The 14,359-nt window shown below is 57.1% G+C and carries 19 protein-coding genes and 2 pseudogenes; 20 read left to right on the forward strand and 1 reads right to left on the reverse strand.

What is annotated here, in order from left to right:
- The first annotated feature begins 207 nt into the window (after positions 1-207).
- The 15 genes and pseudogenes from Q0Z71_RS16745 (at position 208) to Q0Z71_RS16815 (ending at position 9,431) form a co-directional block, all read left to right on the forward strand.
- The gene (locus Q0Z71_RS16745) at positions 208-621 is read left to right on the forward strand and encodes an RNA polymerase sigma factor (RefSeq protein WP_298025230.1); all 414 of its coding nucleotides are present in this window, start codon (positions 208-210) and stop codon (positions 619-621) included.
- Positions 622-724: 103 nt separating this feature from the next.
- Positions 725-1,177 carry an RNA polymerase subunit sigma-24 gene (locus Q0Z71_RS16750; protein ID WP_298025232.1) on the forward strand — a complete coding sequence of 151 codons (453 nt, stop codon included), beginning with the start codon at positions 725-727 and terminating at the stop codon, positions 1,175-1,177.
- Positions 1,178-1,187: 10 nt separating this feature from the next.
- Positions 1,188-1,649 (forward strand): RNA polymerase sigma factor, encoded by a 462-nt coding sequence (locus tag Q0Z71_RS16755; RefSeq protein ID WP_298025235.1) that lies wholly within the window; start codon positions 1,188-1,190, stop codon positions 1,647-1,649.
- Positions 1,646-2,188: an RNA polymerase sigma factor gene (locus Q0Z71_RS16760; protein ID WP_298025237.1), complete on the forward strand. Its 543-nt coding sequence runs from the start codon at positions 1,646-1,648 to the stop codon at positions 2,186-2,188. The genes Q0Z71_RS16755 and Q0Z71_RS16760 overlap by 4 nt, the downstream gene beginning before the upstream one ends.
- The gene (locus tag Q0Z71_RS16765) at positions 2,128-2,424 is read left to right on the forward strand and encodes a DUF3847 domain-containing protein (RefSeq protein WP_298025240.1); all 297 of its coding nucleotides are present in this window, start codon (positions 2,128-2,130) and stop codon (positions 2,422-2,424) included. The genes Q0Z71_RS16760 and Q0Z71_RS16765 overlap by 61 nt, the downstream gene beginning before the upstream one ends.
- A 186-nt stretch (positions 2,425-2,610) precedes the next feature.
- The gene (gene mobQ, locus Q0Z71_RS16770) at positions 2,611-4,056 is read left to right on the forward strand and encodes a MobQ family relaxase (RefSeq protein WP_298025243.1); all 1,446 of its coding nucleotides are present in this window, start codon (positions 2,611-2,613) and stop codon (positions 4,054-4,056) included.
- A gap of 98 nt (positions 4,057-4,154) precedes the next feature.
- On the forward strand, positions 4,155-4,331 hold the full coding sequence (locus Q0Z71_RS16775; RefSeq protein WP_002596503.1) for a hypothetical protein: 177 nt from the start codon (positions 4,155-4,157) through the stop codon (positions 4,329-4,331).
- Entirely contained in the window at positions 4,312-4,710 is a 399-nt protein-coding gene (locus tag Q0Z71_RS16780) for a cysteine-rich VLP domain-containing protein (protein WP_087150680.1), read from the forward strand. The genes Q0Z71_RS16775 and Q0Z71_RS16780 overlap by 20 nt, the downstream gene beginning before the upstream one ends.
- A gap of 113 nt (positions 4,711-4,823) precedes the next feature.
- On the forward strand, positions 4,824-5,558 hold the full coding sequence (locus Q0Z71_RS16785; protein WP_087150681.1) for a phage replisome organizer N-terminal domain-containing protein: 735 nt from the start codon (positions 4,824-4,826) through the stop codon (positions 5,556-5,558).
- Complete coding sequence (locus Q0Z71_RS16790; RefSeq protein WP_298025253.1) at positions 5,555-6,418, forward strand: ATP-binding protein; 864 nt, start codon at positions 5,555-5,557, stop codon at positions 6,416-6,418. Before Q0Z71_RS16785 ends, Q0Z71_RS16790 begins: the two co-directional genes overlap by 4 nt.
- 43 nt (positions 6,419-6,461) lie before the next feature.
- Positions 6,462-6,653 carry a transposon-encoded TnpW family protein gene (locus tag Q0Z71_RS16795; protein ID WP_298025256.1) on the forward strand — a complete coding sequence of 64 codons (192 nt, stop codon included), beginning with the start codon at positions 6,462-6,464 and terminating at the stop codon, positions 6,651-6,653.
- A gap of 78 nt (positions 6,654-6,731) precedes the next feature.
- Positions 6,732-7,097, forward strand: coding sequence for a hypothetical protein (locus Q0Z71_RS16800; protein ID WP_298025259.1), 366 nt, complete (start codon positions 6,732-6,734; stop codon positions 7,095-7,097).
- Positions 7,098-7,192: 95 nt separating this feature from the next.
- Positions 7,193-7,915, forward strand: a pseudogene (locus tag Q0Z71_RS16805) (VirD4-like conjugal transfer protein, CD1115 family); the annotation flags it as partial.
- A gap of 102 nt (positions 7,916-8,017) precedes the next feature.
- Complete coding sequence (locus Q0Z71_RS16810; protein WP_138308576.1) at positions 8,018-8,368, forward strand: TrbC/VirB2 family protein; 351 nt, start codon at positions 8,018-8,020, stop codon at positions 8,366-8,368.
- 223 nt (positions 8,369-8,591) lie between these two features.
- Positions 8,592-9,431, forward strand: coding sequence for a hypothetical protein (locus tag Q0Z71_RS16815; RefSeq protein ID WP_298025268.1), 840 nt, complete (start codon positions 8,592-8,594; stop codon positions 9,429-9,431).
- Positions 9,432-9,504: 73 nt separating this feature from the next.
- Here the strand turns inward: Q0Z71_RS16815 and Q0Z71_RS16820 are convergent, their stop codons facing one another.
- Entirely contained in the window at positions 9,505-9,876 is a 372-nt protein-coding gene (locus Q0Z71_RS16820; protein ID WP_298025270.1) for a hypothetical protein, read from the reverse strand.
- Between the two features lie 105 nt (positions 9,877-9,981).
- Here Q0Z71_RS16820 and Q0Z71_RS16825 point away from each other — a divergent pair, with 105 nt between their 5' ends.
- The 5 genes and pseudogenes from Q0Z71_RS16825 to Q0Z71_RS16845 form a co-directional block, all read left to right on the forward strand.
- Positions 9,982-10,338, forward strand: a complete 357-nt coding sequence (locus Q0Z71_RS16825; protein WP_298025273.1) for a PrgI family protein — start codon at positions 9,982-9,984, stop codon at positions 10,336-10,338.
- Positions 10,339-10,584: 246 nt separating this feature from the next.
- The gene (locus Q0Z71_RS16830) at positions 10,585-12,903 is read left to right on the forward strand and encodes a VirB4-like conjugal transfer ATPase, CD1110 family (protein WP_298025276.1); all 2,319 of its coding nucleotides are present in this window, start codon (positions 10,585-10,587) and stop codon (positions 12,901-12,903) included.
- Positions 12,904-12,969: 66 nt separating this feature from the next.
- Complete coding sequence (locus Q0Z71_RS16835; protein WP_298025279.1) at positions 12,970-13,413, forward strand: hypothetical protein; 444 nt, start codon at positions 12,970-12,972, stop codon at positions 13,411-13,413.
- 37 nt (positions 13,414-13,450) lie between these two features.
- The gene (locus Q0Z71_RS16840) at positions 13,451-14,062 is read left to right on the forward strand and encodes a hypothetical protein (RefSeq protein ID WP_298025282.1); all 612 of its coding nucleotides are present in this window, start codon (positions 13,451-13,453) and stop codon (positions 14,060-14,062) included.
- A gap of 199 nt (positions 14,063-14,261) precedes the next feature.
- Positions 14,262-14,359: pseudogene (locus Q0Z71_RS16845) on the forward strand (DNA-binding response regulator); the annotation flags it as partial.

Consider the following 14,359-nt stretch of genomic DNA (forward strand, 5'->3'; position numbering starts at 1 on the left):
TTGGCGATTTTCATCCGGCCAAAATTGGCGATTTTCGCCCGGCCCGGAATGGCGATTTTCGCCCGGCGCTAACACTGCTGTCCGGGCGTTTTTTCATACCTATGGAGCCGGAACATCGGGCCAACATGGCCCGAACCCTGTCCCCGGTGTCGTTCCCCGCCGCCCCGTTCAGATTTTCCCGCAAAAATCTGAACGGAGGAAAGGCAGATGGAAGTCACCATCAATTACAACGGACAAGCTGTGGCCGTGGAGGTCACGCTGGAAGTCTATGAATTTCTTGACCGGGCCGACCACAAAGCCGAAAACCTGTCCCATGAGCAGCGGCGGCATTGGGATGGCCGGGAGTTTGACGAATACATAGTTGCCACCGAGGGCGTAGGTATCTACGGCGAAACGCCGGAGGAATACCTTTGCCGCATGGAAACGCTGGGCGAGCTGATGGCCGTCCTGGACACCTGCACCGAGGCCCAGCGCCGCCGGTTCCTGCTCTATGCCCTGGACGGACTGACCCTTGCGGAGATCGGAACGGTGTGCAGCTGCTCCAAAGTATCCGTCTATGAGAGCATTGACGCGGTTCGGAAAAAATTTTTGAAATTCTTTGCGAACTACCCTAACGAATGACCCCTTTTCGGGCTACCAAGTGAAAGGGATTGTTTCCCTTATCCCAGCAGGAGGCGGACAGCGGACAAGCTGCCCGCCTCTCCCATTTTCAGGAGGTAAGCCTATGAAAACAATCAATCTGCGGTGGATTTATCCCCACTACCGGCATGACGAGTTTGTGGAGGTCAGCGATGAAGTTTGGGAGGTCATGCGGCAGGCCCAGCGCGAGATGAACAACTATGAACGCCGCAAGGTCTACCACCGCGCCTACTACTCCCTGGACGCATATAGCTGGACGGAGAACTACGCGCTGGAACACGGCAGATCGCCGGAGGAAATCCTTTTGGAGCGCGAGGAACGGGCCGCCCATCTGCGGCTGCTGGCCGCCTTGCCGGAGGCCCTGGCCCATGCCACCCCCACCCAGGCCCGCCGTGTCCGGGCCTACTACATTGCCGGTATCAGCCAGCCGGAAATCTCCCGGAGGGAGGGCGTAGGCAGCAGCAAGGTCTGTGTTGCCATCCGGCGGGGCCTGCGGAATATGCGCCGCTGCTATGACTGCCTTTTCCCGGCAGAGTGAGGGCGGGCCTATGCAGACCATCAACCTCAAACAGTATTACCCGTTCTGCACCGAGGACACCTTTGTGGAGGTGTCGGATGAAATTGTCGAGGCGTTCCTGCTGGACAAGCGGGCCGAGGCCGCCAGGGAGCGCAAGATGTACCGCTACAAGGCGTTTTACTCCCTTGACTGCAATGATGGGATTGAAAACGCCGCCATCGGATGGGCGCAGCCATCCCCCGAAGATTACCTGATGGAGAAAGAGGAGCAGGCCGAATATGCCGAACTGCTCCGGCGGCTCTATGAGGCGATTTCCTCTCTGACCCCAACGCAGGCCCGCCGCGTCCATGCCCGGTATATGCTGGGGATGAAAGTGAAGGATATTGCCGCGATGGAGGGTATCACCCCATCCCAGGCTGGGAAGTCCATCCATGCGGCGCTCCGGCGACTGCGCCGGTACTTCATACACCGGAAATGGACAAGCGGCCTATGAAAACTATCAACCTGAAAAAGTATTATTATCCCCTCTACGAAACGGACACCTTCATCGAACTGCCGGACGAGATTGCCGACGCCATCGTGGAGGAATGGCGCACCGACCACAACTCCGAGCAGCGGCTATGGAGCCATACTTACTCGATGGACTATTCCCCCGGCCTGGAATACCACCTGCTCTATCATGCCCTCTCCGCTGAGGACACTCTGCTGGAAGAAGAAACACGCCGGGAACAGGAAGAAGCCCATGAATTGATGTTGCAGCGGCTCCGGGAGGTCCTTGCCACCTTAACGCCCACGCAGGCCCGCCGCCTGCACGCCCGTTTTGTGGAGGGCAAGAAGTACCGAGAGATCGCGGAGGACGAGGGGATTGCCAGTGTGAGCCTTGTTACCAATACCGTCCGGGATGCCATTTTGAAACTGCGGAAATATTTTATCAAGCGCGGCTGGATGAAGCCGCCAAAGGAGAAAGCGATATGCACAAAGACAACACCGCTCAAGCGAAACAGAAAAAAGATGAGCGTGAAGAAGTCCTGAAGGAAATCCGGCAGCTTGAGAACCGCCAGAAGATTTTGGAGAACAAGCAGCGCAATGAGGAACGCAAGGCCCGCACCCGCCGCCTGATTGAGCGTGGGGCCGTTTTGGAGGGCATTTTCCCTCTGGCCGCCGACCTTTCCGGCGTGGAGGTCAAGGCGTTCCTGATTGCCCTGTCCCATCTTCCGGGGGCGGCGGAACTGGCCGCAAAACTGCCGAAATCCGGGGACAAGCCGTAAGTCCCTTGTTTACAAGGGCGCACTTATACACCGTTGCCGGTGTCGTGCGCCCTGCCGGGGGCTGTTGCGCTCTCCGAGCGCGATGGGGAGCTACACTCCCCAAACCCCTTGTGCGCCACACGGAACAGAACACCCGCAAGCGGCTATTCTGTTCCATGCGGCCTGAATACCTCTCACCGAAAGGAGGTGCCACCCATAGATTTTTGCCATATCCCCGTCAGTATCATCAAGCGCAGCGAAGGCCGTTCCGCTGTTGCCGCAGCCGCTTACCGAAGCGGAACCAAGCTGACGAATGAATGGGACGGCCTGCCCCACGATTACACCCGGAAAGGCGGCGTTGTCCATGCGGAAATCATGCTGCCCGCCCACGCCCCGCCGGAGTTTGCAGACCGCTCCACCCTCTGGAACAGTGTGGAGCAGATCGAGAAAGCCAGGGACAGCCAGCTTGCCCGCGAGATTGAGGCGGCCCTGCCCCGCGAACTGTCCAGGGAACAGCAGCTTGCCCTTGTCCGGGCCTATGTCAAGGACAACTTTGTGGACAAGGGGATGTGCGCCGACTTTGCCATCCATGACAAGGGAACCGGCAACCCCCATGTTCATATCATGCTGACCGTCCGGCCCCTGAAAGAAAATGGCGCATGGGGCGCGAAGTGCCGCAAGGCATACGACCTGGACGAGAACGGCCAGCGCATCCCGGACGGGAAAGGCGGCTGGAAGAACCACCGGGAGGATACCACCGACTGGAACGACAAAGGGAATGTGGAGATTTGGCGGGCGGCATGGGCGGCCTATACCAACCGGGCATTGGAGGCCGCCGGTCATCCCGCCCTGGTAGACCACCGCAGCTACAAGCGACAGGGCATTGATAAAATCCCCTCTGTCCACCTGGGGCCAGCGGCCAGCCAGATGGAGAAGCGCGGCATCCGCACCGACAAGGGAGAAGTCAACCGGCAGATCGCCGCCGACAACAAGCTGCTCAAGGAAATCAAGGCCCGCATTACCCGCCTCTACAACTGGTCTAAGGCCGAGGCGGAGAAGCCGGAGGGTCAGCAGCCCAGCATGATTGACTTGTGGGAGGCCCAGCAGCAGCTCAAGCGGCCTGACACCCGCAGCGGAAAAATCCGGGCTTTGCAGGAGAGCGCCGCCCTGTTCAGCTTTATGCAGGCAAACGGGATCAAGACCATGCAGCAGCTCCACGATAAAATTTCCGAGATGAACGGCAGCTACTATGACCTGCGGGGGAAAATCGTCCAGGCCGAGCGCCGGATCGCCACCCTCACCGAGCGCGGGGAGATGTGGGCGCAGTACAACAAGTACAAGCCCATCCGTAAGCAGCTTGCCAAGGTAAAGCCGGAGAAACGGGAACTGTTCGAGCAGCGCCACAGCCGGGAACTGATCCTCTATGACGCGGCGGCCCGGTATCTGAAGGAACTGAAGGACAGCGGCGAGGAAATCACCCCCAAGGCATGGCAGCGCGAGATCGACCTGCTGACCGCCCAGAAGCAGGTGGACACCATCGACATGAAAGCCATGCGGGAGGAACTGAAAGCCGTTGAACGGCTCCGCAAGGCCGCCGACCAACTGGCCCGCCAGGGACAGGACAAGTCCCGCGACCGGGGGCCGGAGCGGTAAAGGGTACGGCGTTTTGCCGACCCCTTGCGGTGCGTCGCGTTTCACGACACCCCTTTGCACAGAACTGTCAACATTCACTCATGGAAGGAGATTGCCCTATGAAGCAGATTATTTTACCCGTCACTGTCCACCTGAATATCCGCCTGCCCCTTGCCCTGTTGCAGCCGGAACCGGCAGACGCGCCCACTGGCCCGGAGCCGGAGGCTCATGCCTGCCAGGGCTGCGGCAACTGCGGCGGGTGTGGGAAGTGCCAGCATGAAGAAAAGCAAGCCTGAACCCATCCCCGTCATGGACTACCGCCAGTACCGCAGAGCGCGGCGGCTGGTACATGAGTGCTGCAACTATGACGGCGGCAACTGTATCGCGCTGGATGATGGGGAGGAATGTGTCTGCGTCCAGTCCATTTCCTGCTCCCTGTTGTGCCGGTGGTTCCGGGCGGCGGTGTTGCCGCTGGACAGAGAACTGGAAACGGCCCTGTTCCACCGCCTGGACGCCAAGCGGTGCGCCGTCTGCGAGGCGCTGTTCACCCCCGGCTCCAACCGGGCCAAATACTGCCCGGAATGTGCCGGACGCATGAAGCGTATTAAGGCCACCCAGCGCAAGCGGAAACAGAGGGCTAAGTGTCACGCTTTAGGGGCCGAAAACCCCTTGTAAATCAAGGACTTTTTCGAGGGTGTCGCTGGGGGCCTGATAGATTTATCCTCTGGCCTCCAAAACGGCCCTCTAAATGCGTACAGAAGCCCAAAACGAACCCCAAGGAGGAACCCATGTCAGACAATCGAAAATATTACTACCTGAAACTCAAAGAGAACTATTTTGACGATGACTCCATCGTGCTGTTGGAAAGTATGCAGGACGGTGTTCTGTACTCCAACATCCTGCTCAAGCTGTATCTGAAATCCCTGAAACACGGCGGGCGGCTCCAGCTTGACGAGAATATCCCCTACACGGCACAGATGATCGCCACCATTACCCGCCAGCAGATCGGCACTGTGGAGAGGGCCTTGCAAATCTTCCTGAAGCTGGGCCTTGTGGAAGTGCTGGACAGCGGCACTTTTTACATGAGCAATATCGAACTGCTGATCGGCCAGTCCTCCACCGAGGCCGAGCGAAAGCGGGCGGCGAGGCTCCAAAACAAGGCTCTTTCCGCGCCCCGGACAAACGGCGGACATTTGTCCGACATTCGTCCACCAGAGATAGAGATAGAGTTAGAGAAAGAGATAGAGATAAAGAGAGAGATAGAGAAGGGACGCCCCGCCCGCGCCTATGGCCGTTACCAGAATGTTTTCCTGACGGACGAGGAACTGGCAGACCTGCAGGCCAGCTTTCCCACCGTATGGGGCCAGTACATCGAAAAGCTGTCCGAGTACATGGCTTCTACCGGCAAGCGGTATCGGAGCCATGCCGCTACCATCCGGCGCTGGGCCAGCGAGGACGCCAGGAAAGCGGCCCCGCCCACCCGCAACCGGGATTACAGCGTAAAGGAGGATGAAACCGTATGATTGAGATTACCGCAGAAATCCGGGCGCTGATCGACAAGGCAGCCGCCGGTGTGGAACTGGCCGGGGACGAATACATAGACCCGGCAGACGGCCTCATTCACTGTAAGAAGTGCGGCGGCCAGAGGCAGACCGTTGTGCCATGCTTTGGAAAACCGGGCTACTTCATGCCCCGCTGTATCTGCCAGTGCCAGCGGGAGGCCGAGGAACAGCGCAAGGCCGCCGAGGAACGGCAGCGCCGCATGGAGCGTATCAAGCGCCGGAAGGCCCAGGGCCTGCAAGACCGCTATCTGTACGACTACACCTTTGCCAACGACAACGGCCAAAATCCCCTGATGGACAAGGCCCGCGCCTATGTGGAGAACTGGAAGGAGGCTTACAAGAACAATACCGGCCTGCTGCTGTTCGGGGATGTGGGAACCGGCAAGTCCTTTTTCGCCGGTTGTATCGCCAACGCCCTGCTTGACCGGGATGTGCCGGTGCTGATGACGAACTTTCCCACCATCCTGAACCGCCTGACGGGGATGTTCTCCGAGGACAGGGCCGACTTTATCGCCAGCTTTGACGAGTACGACCTGCTCATCATTGACGATCTGGGTGTGGAGCGCAGTACCGAGTATGCGATGGAGCAGATGTTTTTCGTCATTGACAGCCGCTACCGCAGCCGCAGGCCCATGATAATCACCACCAACCTGAAGCTGGCCGAACTCAAGAACCCGCCTGACCTGGCCCATGCCCGTATCTATGACCGTATTCTGGAACGGTGCGCCCCGATCCTCTTTGCCGGGAAGAACTTCCGGGAGGAAAACGCTGGGGCCACCAGGCAGGCGGCGAAAGACCTTGTGAACCGTAAGCATGAGTAATTTTTTGCCAGACGATATAGCCCCGCCCGGAGAAAGGAGCGCCATGAGCGAAGAAACCCGTACCATGCAGACCGCAGACACCACTCCGGCCAGAGTGCCGGAGGACGCCCCCGCACTGGTAAAGAAAATCGGCAAGACCACCTACAAGGTGCGCGTCCATTTCAGCAATACCAGCACTGAAACCATGAGCGACAAAATCAAGCGTATGCTCAAAAACGAGATACAGCAGATGTGACCGGCTGATAAAGCCAGCCGCCTTGTGTTAAACTGATGATGGTACACACCAAAACTTTTTGTCAAGGAGGACACGAAAATGCTGTACACAGAAAAAGAGAAAACTGAGATTGAACGGGTACGAAAGGTGTTCGAGAAACACATCCAACAAATGACCGCTTATGATTTGGTTTGGTCAGACAAGGTTGGCTATGTTTGGCTGGCAATATCCCTTGACCCGGTCTATGTTGACACCGGCAACAGGATAGAGTCCCCAACTGCTCTTTGTTATGAGTGCTTGAATGATATTGCACTGGATGTTTTCGGAATGACCGGAAACGACCATGACTTTGAGGACGCCGACCCGCTGGAACTGGCCGAGATTAAGCGGCGATGGAAACCCTATATCGACCAGTTGCCGGAATATGCGTACCTTTGCGATGAGCTATTAAGTGGCCGCAAGTGACCCACCTGCCTGAGTGTCAGGAGCATGAAAGTGCTTCCTGGCACTTTTTTGTGGCTTTTTTGTGAATTTGATTAAAAAGTCCTTGACAACTCGTTTCGGGCAAAACAGCCAAGAGCATTTTATTGAGCGCCGCTGTCCGGCTTTCCGCTTTCATCCTGCCTCAGATCACCCGCATCACTTCGCGGGACGATATGGAGCTGGGCCTCATGGGGGAGCGTAAGCAGGCCGTGTTCGCCATCATCCCGGATAACGACGGGACATTTAACTATTTGGTGGGTATGCTCTACACCTGCGCCTTTCAGGCTTTGTACTATCAGGCCGACAAGGTACACCAGGGAGCCCTGCCCGTCCCTGTCCGCCTGATGATGGACGAGTTCTGCAATGTCTCCCTGCCGGATGACTTTGGCAAACTCCAGGCCACCATGCGCTCCCGCAATATCATGTCCACCATTGTACTCCAAAACATTTCTGCCCTCAAGGCCCTGTTCAAGGATGACTGGGAGGGGCTTTTGGGCAACGCCGACACGCTGGTTTATTTGGGTGGGAATGAGCCCTCCACTCACAAGTATATCTCCGAGCTGCTGGGCAAGGAGACCCTGGACACCCGCAACCGCAGCGTGTCCCGCGGCTCCCACGGCTCCAGTTCCGTCAGCTACCAGCAGACGGGCCGGGAGTTGATGACCCCCGATGAGGTGCGGACCCTGGATAACGACTATGCCCTGCTGTTCATTCGGGGGGAACGCCCTGTGATGGACAAGAAGTATGACATTCTCAAACACCCCTATATCAAACTGACGGAGGACGGCGGGGCAGCGCCCTACGTTCACCACCCCGGCCTGACTTACGCCCAGGCCGACCTGTCCACGCCCTTTGAGAGCCTGGATTACATCGAAATTCTGGAATAAGAAAGGTTGATTTTCATGTTGAACAAAACACACAACCAGTCGAATACCCTTTCTCAGCGGCGGACCGGAAAGGTCCGCCGTCTCTATTTCTCCGCCGTCCTCATGTTGGCCCTGTGCGCCGCCCTGGCCTGCCCGGCCTTGGCCGCCGACACCGATCCTCTTACTATTGTCAACAACCTTAGCGACTTTATCTTTTCCTGTATCAAGGCCATCGGCGTCATCATCTTGGGCTGGGGTATCGTCCAACTGGGTATGTCTATCCAGTCCCACGACGCCAGCCAGCGCACCCAGGGCATCCTCTGCGTGTTCGGCGGCTTGCTCATCGCTTTTTCCAAGGAGATTTTGTCCGCTATCGGCGTGGTGTGACCTGCCATGCGGAAGTACAACAAAATTATCTCCTGTACCGGGACACCCTTTGGAGCATGGAAGATGATCGTACAGACGCCAAACGAGAAAATTCATGTACGCTCCTACTTCGGCTATTCCAAGCGTGAGGCGATCCATAAGGTACGGGTGACTGACTTTGACAAGGAGGCGGGGCTGGTTTTCAATCAGCCGCCCCCTCCAACAAAGAAACGAGGTGGGGGCTGTGAGCGATAACTGGGTGGTACAGGCTATGCAATCCGCCTTTGAGATTTGGAACGACAAGCTGACCGAGATATGGTCCCTGATTACCACCACGCCCCAGGAGTTCCGGGACGGCGATATATGGAACGCCATTGTCGTCATCAATGAAGGACTGAAGGCCGTAGGCTACGGCCTTCTTGTGTTGTTTTTCGCCATGGGGATCTTCCAGTCCGCAGCCAGTTTCCGGGACTTACAAAGGCCGGAATACGCCCTGCGCCATTTCATCCGCTTTATTGCCGCCAAGGTGGCGGTGAGCTCCGCTATGGAGATCATGACCGTGGTTTTTTCCATCTGCGGCGGCATTGTTCAGTCTGTGATGAGCGGAATGGGCGGCATGGTTGCCGCCGGTGTGACGGTGCCCCAGGAGATGGTGGATGCCATTGAAAACGTCGGCTTTTTAGCCAGCATCCCGCTCTGGCTGGTAGCCATGCTGGGCAACCTGTTTATCACTGTGATGTCCTTCATCCTTATTATGACGGTCTATGGCCGCTTTTTCCGCCTCTATATTTTTACTGCCCTGGCCCCGATCCCTCTGGCGACCTTCGCCGGGGAGGGGACCAGTTTCGCGGGGAAACAGTTCATCAAGTCTTATATCGGCGTGTGTATGGAGGGGGCCGTGATCGTCCTGGCCTGCCTCATTTTCTCCGCCTTCATGTCCAGTGGCACCCCGGTCCTGGACACCAGCTTGACCCCCGTGGTCATGGCCTGGCAGTACATCGCGGAGACCATCTTCAATATGCTGGTTCTGGTGGGACTGGTAAAGGGGGCCGAGCGTATTGTAAAGGAATTGGCTGGCCTATAAAAAAGTCCCCTCAAATTGAGGGAACTTTCGGCAAAACCAGGGGGACGGACCTGCGGCCCATCCCCCTGTTGTTTTACTGCCTGATTTTGATTTGCGGCGTGCCGTCCTTGACTTCAAAACTGATCTGGTCATTCCGATACCCCATAGCCTCCGCCGCCCGGCTCTGCTCCACGATCTCCCGCATGATCCGCTGCTCCTCCATGTGGGCGGTCAGCCTGGGACCGACCCAGTGGAAGATCGTCACCAGCACCAGACCGGCCAGGATGGCCCAGTACAGTGCCTTCTGCTCCGCCACCCATTCGGGGAAGATCAGGTTCGCGCAGGCGGCGTAGACCAGCACGGGCGCCAGTTTCAGCTTTACCAGGATGCGGAATACCAGCAGGATCAGGAACACGGCCAGGACGAAAAAGAACATTTGCTGTGCCAACGTCAGATTCCGAAACATAAAAAATCCTCCTCTATTTATTTTGAAATATATGGTTTTCTCTACAAATATTATCTCATATTTCAAAAAACGTGTCAAAAAATCCATTTTCGAGGTGATAGCAATATGGAGATCAAAATTCCAAAGGAAGTCCACCAGCACCGGGAGACGATCTTTTTCGGCCTGTCCACCCGGCAATTTCTCTGTTCCACCCTGGCCGTGGGCGCGGCGGTGGGTGTTTACTTCGTGTTCAAAGGCGTTGTGGGCCAGGATGCCGCCAGTTGGCTGTGCATCCTGGCCGCCGCCCCCATCGCTGTAACCGGCTTTTTCCGCTACAACGGCCTGACCTTTGAGCGGTTTGTCTGGGCGTTTCTCAAGTCCCAGGTCTTGTGCGCCGGGCCCCGTGTGTACCGGGCGGAGAATATCTACCTCCAGGCCATGCCAGAGCAGAGAAAGATATGGGGAACAGGAAAGAAGCCCTGAGCGCCGGGAACGGCTGAAAGTCCCCTCAATTTGAGGGGACTTTTAGCCGCTCCCTCCATCGTGTTCCAATTCAGTCCGCAACAGCGGCGATTGATTTCAGTGAAAAGGGGTGTGATGCGCGGCAGATTTGGGTGCCGGACCGTCATGGCCCTTTTCTGTCCATTTTGAAGGAGGTCCCTATGAAAAAGCAGTTTCTCTCCCTTTTCCCGGCCTATGCGGCCATGGTCAGAAAGGGGGCGCGCCGCCATGCGTAAAACTCTTGCTGCGGCCAACCGGGGCGAGCGTGTCCCGTTTAAGATCCCCCGCAGCGTACAGCAGTCCATCCCCATCCAGCGGGTTTGGCAGGATGGGATCTGGCAGGTCAACGGAAAGTACAGCCAGACCTGGCGCTTTGCCGACATCAACTACTCCCTGGCCTCCTACGAGGACCAGCGGGATATGTTCACATCCTACTGTGGCGTCCTCAACAGCCTACCCACCGACGCTGTGACCAAGATTACCATTCACAACCGCCGCCTCAACAGCTCCGACTTTCAGCACAGCGTCCTCATGCGCGAGTGCGGGGATGACCTGGACCTGTACCGCCGGGAATACAACCGGGTGCTCACGGAGAAGGCGGCGGCCAGCAACAACCTCATCCAGGATAAGTACATCACCGTCTCTGTGGCCCGTAAGAACGCGGAGGAGGCCAGGGCATTTTTCCACCGGGTAGACGCCGACCTCTCGAAAAACCTGGGGCGTCTGGACAGCGGCGCGAAAGCCCTGGACACCTATGAGCGCCTACGCATCCTCCACGACTTCTTTCGGCCCGGCGAGGAACAGTTTTACAAGTTTGATCTGAACGCCTCCATGCGCCTGGGGCACAGCTTCAAAGACTACATCGCCCCTGACGGCATGAAGTTTCTCTCCGACCACTTTGAACTGGGCGGCAAAGTGGGACGGGTGCTGTTCATGCGGAAGTATTCCAGTTACATCAAGGACGACATGATTACCAGCATGGCCGACTTTCCCCGGACGCTGGTGCTGTCCATCGACCTGCTCCCGGTCCCAACCGACGAAGCGGTGCGGGATGTGCAGTCTCAGATCATGGGCATTGAGAGCGATATTACCAGGTGGCAGCAGCGGCAGAACGCCCGGAACAACTTTACCGCCGTGGTCCCCTATGAGCTGGAACAGCAGAGGGCGGAGACCAAGGAATTTCTGGACGATCTGAGCACCAGGGACCAGCGCATGGTCTATGCCAATGTGACCCTGCTGCACATGGCCGACACGTTGGAACAGCTCAACGCCGACACGGAGACCCTGCTCTCCAAGTCCCTGTGCGACTTCTCCATTCTCAGATACCAGCAGGAGGACGGCTTTAACACCGCCCTGCCCTATGGCCTGCGCTCCATCGACGTGACCCGCACGCTGACCACCGAGGCCGCGGCCTCCCTGATGCCCTTCCGTGTTCAGGAGATCCAGGACATGGGGGGCATTTACTGCGGCGTCAACGCTGTCAGCAAAAATCTCCTGATTTGCAACCGCAAGAATCTCCTCAACCCCCATGGCTTCATTCTGGGCGTCTCCGGCTCCGGCAAGTCCTTCACCATGAAGGAGTTTATCACCTTTATCGCCCTGTCTACCAATGATGATATTATCATCATCGACGCCGAGCGCGAGTATGGGGACCTGGTGCGGGCCCTCCGGGGGATCGTCCTGGAGATCTCCCCAAACAGCCGCCACCACATCAATCCCCTGGAGATCGCCAGAGGCTACGGTATGGGGGAAAACCCAGTGGCGCTCAAGTCCGAACTGCTGATGAGTATTTGCGAACAACAAATGGGAGAGGGCCAGTTGGGGGCTTTCCATAAATCCATCATTGATCGCTGCACCGCCAGCGTGTACCACGACTTCATCAAGAGCGGCGGCAAGGCCCGCCAGCCCATCCTATCCGACTGGAGGAATGAGATCAAGCGGCAGCCGGAACGGGAGGCCCAGGAGTTGGCTCTCGCCTCCGAACTGTTCGTGGAGGGCTCCTTAAATATGTTTGCCCATGAGACCAATGTGGATATAGATAACCGGATCATTGTTTTTGACCTCTACGAGATGGGGGATCAGTTGAAGCCCACTGCCCTCAACGTCACCATGGAGACCATTCAAAACCGGGTAGCCACTAACCGCCTGGCCGGGAAATACACCTGGGTATTCGTGGATGAGGTGTACTTGTTTTTCAAGTATTACTACTCCGCCCAATTCCTCTACAAGGCGTGGAAGCGGTTTCGCAAGTACGGCGCGGCCCTGACCGCCGCCACGCAGAATGTGGAGGAGTGCCTGCGCTCTGAGACGGCCCGGCTCATGTTCGCCAACAGTGAGTTTCTGGTGCTGCTCAACCAGGCAGCCACAGATCGGGCGGAGCTGGCTAAACTGCTCAATATCTCTGAAAATCAGATGGGCTATGTCACCAACGCGGAGGCCGGTCACGGCCTGCTCCGTGTCGGCGGCGCTATCGTCCCGTTTGCCAACGAGTTTCCCCGGACCGGGGCGCTGTATCAACTGTGGAACACCACTCCCACAGACAAGTGAAGTCATGTCAAAACTCCCCTCAATTTGAGGGGAGTTATTTTTTAATGTATCGAGTAAGGAGGAGCCATGCCGGAGATTAAGGAAAAGCCCAGAGCGGTCAAGACGAAAGACAGGCGGAAAAGCGCCGGTCCGCCCAGACAGGCCGGACGGCTGATGAAAGAGAAGCTGGTCCGGGAAGTGGATCAGCGGAAAGAGCGGGAGGCCGAAAACGGCTCCTATGCTGTGGATCAGGTGGAACAGGCCGGAGTCCAGGGTGCGGATGAATTTATACAGGCACTCCGGCCAAACCGTAAGAGGAAAGCCGACGCCGGGAATACTCAGAGTGCAAAGGAAAATAGAGACGGCCGGCCGGACCGGGAGGCCCCACCCCAGGAACGACCGGCCAGCGCCCCCAAGGAGCGGAGGCCGGCGGAAGGTCAGACGCCCCAGCGGCAAGAGACAGCCCCCAGGGAGCGGAGCCCAGACAGACAACAGGCGGTCCCCATCCGGGAGCGCCCCCGTAGCCTGTGATAAGGCCGGGATTCCCTTTTACACCCTGGAGGCCGATTTGTACGGGGACTTTCTGCGGAACTTTGGGCGGAGCCATATTGCCAGCATCCCCTTCTGGACGTTGGGAGAGGACGGCAAGAAAGGAAAAATGCCGCGCCAGTGTACTTACGACTATAAAATCAAAGTCATTGAGCGGTTTGTGAGGAGGGATCTTTTGGGTTATAAGCCCCACCAACGCACGCTGGCCCCGGACATTCATGCCCACCGGATGCACATGGGGATCATGTGGGAGGAGCGCCGCCGGGCCAAGCCTAGCAAATTAACTCTTTTTGAAAACCGCTACCCGTTGGTGGAAATGGGCTGGACCCGCCCCATGTGCTATGCCTACAACTGGGAGGCGTGGGGACTGGAGACACGGGCGAGCTGCTGCCTGTTCTGCCCATTCCACACCAACTACTTTTACCAGCACATCCGCGAATGGGAGCCAGCCTGCTACGCCTGTGCCTTGCAGGTGGATGAATTGGTGGAGACCCATGAGGCCCGGCCACCCTTGAAAAGCAAACTGTTTCTTTCCCGTTCTCGAAAGCGTCTCCGGGATCTGACGCCGGAGGACTGCGGTGACGCGCAGACATTTCTATACCGTGAAAACCTTGTTTGGAGCGGTTTCTGACCGCTTGCAAAAGTCCCCTCAATTTGAGGGGACTTTTTTGCTCGGAAAGTTCCATCAACTTGAGGGGCCTTTCGCACTTCAGCAAAGTGTCTTGCTTGTTGAAATTCATGATATAAGGTAAAATAAATTTAAGAACTTGCTTTTTGTGAGGTTTCTGTGACATTTGGATGCTACACTAAGAATGAAGGAGTGTGATACAATGCGAATTTTAGTAGTCGAAGATGACCGACTTTTGAATAATACCTTGTGCTATAACCTGGATACTGCGGGCTATGTCGTGGACTCTGCATTGACAAA

Source organism: uncultured Dysosmobacter sp., from assembly GCF_947631635.1.
Lineage (GTDB): Bacteria > Bacillota > Clostridia > Oscillospirales > Oscillospiraceae > Oscillibacter.

What these genes read in the sequence shown, in the direction of transcription:
- Q0Z71_RS16830 (WP_298025276.1), top strand. Translation starts at nt 10,585, where the DNA reads ATGCGTAAAACTCTTGCTGCGGCCAACCGGGGCGAGCGTGTCCCGTTT.
- Q0Z71_RS16745 (WP_298025230.1), top strand. Translation starts at nt 208, where the DNA reads ATGGAAGTCACCATCAATTACAACGGACAAGCTGTGGCCGTGGAGGTC.
- Q0Z71_RS16780 (WP_087150680.1), top strand. Translation starts at nt 4,312, where the DNA reads ATGAAGAAAAGCAAGCCTGAACCCATCCCCGTCATGGACTACCGCCAG.
- Q0Z71_RS16760 (WP_298025237.1), top strand. Translation starts at nt 1,646, where the DNA reads ATGAAAACTATCAACCTGAAAAAGTATTATTATCCCCTCTACGAAACG.
- Q0Z71_RS16810 (WP_138308576.1), top strand. Translation starts at nt 8,018, where the DNA reads ATGTTGAACAAAACACACAACCAGTCGAATACCCTTTCTCAGCGGCGG.
- Q0Z71_RS16795 (WP_298025256.1), top strand. Translation starts at nt 6,462, where the DNA reads ATGAGCGAAGAAACCCGTACCATGCAGACCGCAGACACCACTCCGGCC.
- Q0Z71_RS16785 (WP_087150681.1), top strand. Translation starts at nt 4,824, where the DNA reads ATGTCAGACAATCGAAAATATTACTACCTGAAACTCAAAGAGAACTAT.
- Q0Z71_RS16765 (WP_298025240.1), top strand. Translation starts at nt 2,128, where the DNA reads ATGCACAAAGACAACACCGCTCAAGCGAAACAGAAAAAAGATGAGCGT.
- Q0Z71_RS16750 (WP_298025232.1), top strand. Translation starts at nt 725, where the DNA reads ATGAAAACAATCAATCTGCGGTGGATTTATCCCCACTACCGGCATGAC.
- Q0Z71_RS16835 (WP_298025279.1), top strand. Translation starts at nt 12,970, where the DNA reads ATGCCGGAGATTAAGGAAAAGCCCAGAGCGGTCAAGACGAAAGACAGG.
- Q0Z71_RS16755 (WP_298025235.1), top strand. Translation starts at nt 1,188, where the DNA reads ATGCAGACCATCAACCTCAAACAGTATTACCCGTTCTGCACCGAGGAC.
- Q0Z71_RS16820 (WP_298025270.1), bottom strand. Translation starts at nt 9,876, where the DNA reads ATGTTTCGGAATCTGACGTTGGCACAGCAAATGTTCTTTTTCGTCCTG.
- Q0Z71_RS16775 (WP_002596503.1), top strand. Translation starts at nt 4,155, where the DNA reads ATGAAGCAGATTATTTTACCCGTCACTGTCCACCTGAATATCCGCCTG.
- Q0Z71_RS16800 (WP_298025259.1), top strand. Translation starts at nt 6,732, where the DNA reads ATGCTGTACACAGAAAAAGAGAAAACTGAGATTGAACGGGTACGAAAG.
- Q0Z71_RS16825 (WP_298025273.1), top strand. Translation starts at nt 9,982, where the DNA reads ATGGAGATCAAAATTCCAAAGGAAGTCCACCAGCACCGGGAGACGATC.
- Q0Z71_RS16790 (WP_298025253.1), top strand. Translation starts at nt 5,555, where the DNA reads ATGATTGAGATTACCGCAGAAATCCGGGCGCTGATCGACAAGGCAGCC.